The sequence below is a fragment of the Bacteroides propionicifaciens DSM 19291 = JCM 14649 genome (genome assembly GCF_000375405.1).
In the GTDB taxonomy this organism is placed as follows: Bacteria; Bacteroidota; Bacteroidia; order Bacteroidales; family Bacteroidaceae; genus Bacteroides_E; species Bacteroides_E propionicifaciens.
Window position 1 is genome coordinate 1 of sequence record NZ_AQWS01000062.1, and the last position, 4,328, is coordinate 4,328.

Sequence of the window (4,328 nt, forward strand, 5' to 3'; positions counted from 1 at the left end):
TTTCATAGCTAAGCTTAACTGCGTTTTCTTTAAACTCGCGGTCGTATACTTTTCGTTGTTTCATTGGATAAAGATAGTTTTTTATCCCTTAACTACTTGGCCGGATAAAGTTAGCAAGTCCACACACTATATAACACCATAATAGAAACAATACACACTGTTATTAGATATGAAAAATATATACATATAAACAAGATTAATTAAACCCATCATATAAACACTATATAATAGTCAATAAATTTTAATCAATTTTGAGTATAAAATACTTAATAATATATTATTACAAGGAAATATTCATTCTCAAAGCTTATGATAAGACGATAAACTTGAAAAAAATACATTTAGCCATAAAATAAACCCACAATAATGATTAATTTTTTAATAATTATCCAGGCATAATTATGCCTACAGCGAAAATAAAAGATTGTGAATTACTCTTGCGTAAGAGTAACGAATAATTAAAATCATGGGGTAAAACAAGCTAAATCGGAAACTAAGCATTATATTCAGTCCATAAAATTTAAAAAACACATTAAAACATGGAAAAAGTATCAGCCCTAATTGCGCGTCTTTCAGTATCTGAGACTCTAGCAATGGCTCAAAAAAGCGCTGACTTAAAAGCTAGCGGAGTTGATGTGATTAGTTTGAGTTTGGGTGAACCTGATTTTAACACTCCAACCCATATTAAAGAAGCAGCGAAAAAAGCAATAGATAATAATTACTCATTTTATACTCCTGTACCAGGATATCTCTCACTTAGAGAAGCTATTTGCAAAAAATTAAAACAAGAAAATAACTTGGATTATGTTCCAAGTCAGATTGTATGCTCAAATGGAGCAAAACAAGCCGTATCTAATGCACTTCTAGCTGTTGTTGATGTAGACGATGAGGTTATAATACCAACCCCTTGCTGGGTTAGCTACTTTGAAATGGTAAAGCTAGCCAATGGCATTTCAGTGGAGATTAAAGCTGGAATTGAAAATGACTATAAAATTACTCCTAAGCAATTAGAAGAAGCAATCACTCCAAAGACTAAAGCGATGTTGTTCTGCTCACCTTCTAACCCAACAGGGAGCATTTATAGCAAAGAAGAATTGGCTGGCCTCGTTGAGGTTTTAAAAAATCATCCGCAAGTGATTGTAATTTCTGATGAAATTTATGAGCATATTAATTATGCAGGACATCACGAAAGTATAGCACAGTTTGACGAAATGAAAGACAGAACAGTCATTGTTAACGGTGTATCTAAAGCCTATGCAATGACAGGCTGGCGTTTGGGTTGGATGGCCGCACCACTGTGGATTGCAAAAGCTGCAACTAAACTTCAAGGACAATATACTTCTGGTTGCTCATCGATTGCTCAAAAGGCAGCTGAAGCAGCCTATAATGGAGGCCTAGAAACAGTATATGAGATGCGAGAAAACTTCGAACGCCGTCGCGATTTAATCGTAGAGCTTGCATCGGATATCGAAGGGTTTAAACTTCACAAACCCGAAGGTGCTTTCTACTTATTCCCAGACTGCAGTCACTATTTTGGCAAAAGTTATGAGGGAGGAACTATAAATGATTCTGGTGACCTAGCCATGTATCTACTCGAAGAGGCTCATGTAGCAGCTGTCGGTGGGGCTGCATTTGGAGCACCCAATAATATCCGATTCTCATATGCAACTTCAGACGACAACATAAAAGAAGCAATGAAGCGTGTCAAAAATGCCCTAAATAAACTGGCATAATCATTTAATCATAAACTACCCTTATAAGGCGAGTCTTCGGTTGAAGACTCGCCTTTTTTATTATTAGAAATAACCAAAGCTTATAAAACCACTAATTCAAAAACTAAGTTAAATAAGATGGCAGCAAGCTCTAATTTAACTCTTTATCCAAAACTATCTTATTATAAAACATGTTAAGCTCTAGTATAGTATAATATATAAACAACTAGAACAGAGCTTATTCAACGTACCAATAACTTAATAAAACAAATCTACACGATATATAGGTATAAATAAATGTGCAATAAGAATGAAATATTACAAATATTTGTATTAATATCACTACATAGAAATCACACATTTCAATGGATTCAACATTTTTTTAATATAGAATAACCTTCTAGAATACAGATATAATACATGAATCAAAAAAGGAAACAGCAGTTTGAAGCTTATTTCTTTAACAAATATGGTAAAGTGAAAAGATTCGCTCTTTCAATCCTAAAAAATGAAGAGGATGCTGAAGATGTTACGCAAGATATATTTATCAAAATATGGAATCAACCCGAAATTTGGCAGACTGAAGACTATAGTGACTCTTACATCTTTACGATGACTAAAAACCATATATTTAATTTACTGAAAAGGAGGCTGCTCGAGGACAAGTACGTAAATAACTGCCTTGCAGAAGACAAACACATCAGCTTGGACACTTCATTCGAAAAAGAGTTGGATAGTAAAGAATTGAAACTCCTTTTCTTCATGAAAATTGAAGAAATGCCAACACAAAGAAAAAAAGTTTTTAAGATGAGCAGACTAAAAAAAATGTCTAACCAACAAATAGCTGATGAACTTAAATTATCTATACGAACAGTAGAGAGACATATCTATTTAGCATTAATGGAATTAAAGGAACTTTTACTAATTATACTTTTTTTCATAAATATATTGAGTAGTTGAGATTTTCAAACTGTTATACATATAAACGGAACTTATAGTGAACGCACACATAAAAGAAATAATAGAAAAATTCTCATCAAACAACTACTCAAATGAAACTCAAAAAGAGTTTTATGAGTGGCTAGTAGATGAAGAACATAGTGACTCTAAGGAGAAAGGACTTAATGATTTATGGGTTAAGACAGACTCTAAACCAACACAAAAAATAAATACATCATATAAAAAGCTACTCAAGAAAATTGAGAAACCAAAGAAAAGAAGCTTTGAACTAAATATCTGGAGGTCAGTGGCTGGTATTTTGATAATTAGTACAACAATACTTGGCTTTTTAACAATTAATAATTATGGTAGAAATGACCAAAGCCTAATAGAAGATTATACACCAATTGCACTAATCGATTCAATCTATTTACCAGATGGAAGTTTAGTATACAAAAACGCAAAAACAACTTTACTCTATCCATCTGAATTTACAGGCAAGACGCGAAGTGTATACCTGATTGGGGAAGCAACATTTAAAGTTAAAAAAGAAAAAAGACCTTTCATTGTTAAAACTTCAGATATCACAATAACAGCACTAGGCACAGAATTTAACGTTGAGGCTTATCCTGAGGAAAATTATATTTCAGCAACTCTACTATCAGGAAGCATTGCTATAGATAATTTAAAAGAAGCAAGTCAGACAATAATTAAGCCTGAAGAACAATTCACGTATAACCGAGACAGCCATAAAGGAGTTGTCGACAAGGTCAAGACAGAAATTGTTACTGCCTGGATCGATGGACAAATAGTGATTAACAATAAAACGATTTATGAGGTCATTAAAATCTTAGAAAGACAATTTAATTTAGACTTTCAATATAATCAGTCTGTAATTAGTAAAACTGATAATTTCAATTTCAAATTTAGGAGAAATGCATCAATCAAAGAGATTATGCAAGTAATTCAAACCGTTTCAGGAATACAGTTCATCATAGAGAAAAACACTTGTATTCTATATTAGAATACCATACTATATTTTTTAACCCTATTAATAGCAATTTTGCTACTGATAATTTAATACTACTAAAGACCTATGAATTTTATTTCAAGAAGATTAAAAGCACTTGTTGTTTTTGTGGGGCTTTTATTGTTTCAACCCATAATGTCTGCTCAGGGTAGTAACCGAGTAACGATAAACAAGGGGAATATGACAATAACAGAGGTATTTCAAGAGATTGAAAAACAGTCCAATATGCCTATTGCATATAATGCCTCGAAGCTCAATAAAAAACAAGCTGTAACCCTTAATGTGGAAAATGCTACATTAGAGGAGGTCCTGACTAAAACATTAGTAGGAACTGGTTTTGCTTATAAAATTGAAAACGAATACATTATGATTGTTGATGATAATCAGCAACAAGCAATCCTAAAGAAAGTTACTGGCTCTGTTTTGGATGAAGATAATGATCCGTTGATTGGTGTTAATGTTACAATAAAAGGTGAAGGTAAAGGAGCTATCACGAACATTGATGGGCAATTTAACATTGAAGCTAAAATGGGTGATTGGAGTTCCTAACTTTTGACACCCTCTCATAAAGTGTGTAAGTTAAAATGATGGGCTTGGGTAACAACTTTACCTGAGCCGTTGTTTTATAATAAAAAACTTAGACATGT

4 protein-coding genes are annotated in these 4,328 nt (G+C 32.7%); all 4 read left to right on the forward strand.

Annotated features, from left to right (window positions below; all coding sequences use genetic code 11):
* Positions 1-539: 539 nt before the first annotated feature.
* The 4 genes from B091_RS0111425 to B091_RS0111440 all read left to right on the forward strand — a co-directional run bounded on the left by B091_RS0111425 (position 540) and on the right by B091_RS0111440 (position 4,230).
* The gene (locus B091_RS0111425; protein ID WP_018110127.1) at positions 540-1,733 is read left to right on the forward strand and encodes a pyridoxal phosphate-dependent aminotransferase; all 1,194 of its coding nucleotides are present in this window, start codon (positions 540-542) and stop codon (positions 1,731-1,733) included.
* Between the two features lie 399 nt (positions 1,734-2,132).
* Positions 2,133-2,672 (forward strand): RNA polymerase sigma-70 factor, encoded by a 540-nt coding sequence (locus tag B091_RS0111430; RefSeq protein WP_018110128.1) that lies wholly within the window; start codon positions 2,133-2,135, stop codon positions 2,670-2,672.
* Positions 2,673-2,709: 37 nt separating this feature from the next.
* On the forward strand, positions 2,710-3,675 hold the full coding sequence (locus tag B091_RS0111435) for a FecR family protein (protein ID WP_018110129.1): 966 nt from the start codon (positions 2,710-2,712) through the stop codon (positions 3,673-3,675).
* Positions 3,676-3,747: 72 nt separating this feature from the next.
* The gene (locus tag B091_RS0111440) at positions 3,748-4,230 is read left to right on the forward strand and encodes an STN domain-containing protein (protein ID WP_018110130.1); all 483 of its coding nucleotides are present in this window, start codon (positions 3,748-3,750) and stop codon (positions 4,228-4,230) included.
* Positions 4,231-4,328: the final 98 nt, after the last annotated feature.

Coding starts and splice junctions, on each gene's coding strand:
- B091_RS0111425 (WP_018110127.1), top strand. CDS start 540: ATGGAAAAAGTATCAGCCCTAATTGCGCGTCTTTCAGTATCTGAGACT.
- B091_RS0111430 (WP_018110128.1), top strand. CDS start 2,133: ATGAATCAAAAAAGGAAACAGCAGTTTGAAGCTTATTTCTTTAACAAA.
- B091_RS0111440 (WP_018110130.1), top strand. CDS start 3,748: ATGAATTTTATTTCAAGAAGATTAAAAGCACTTGTTGTTTTTGTGGGG.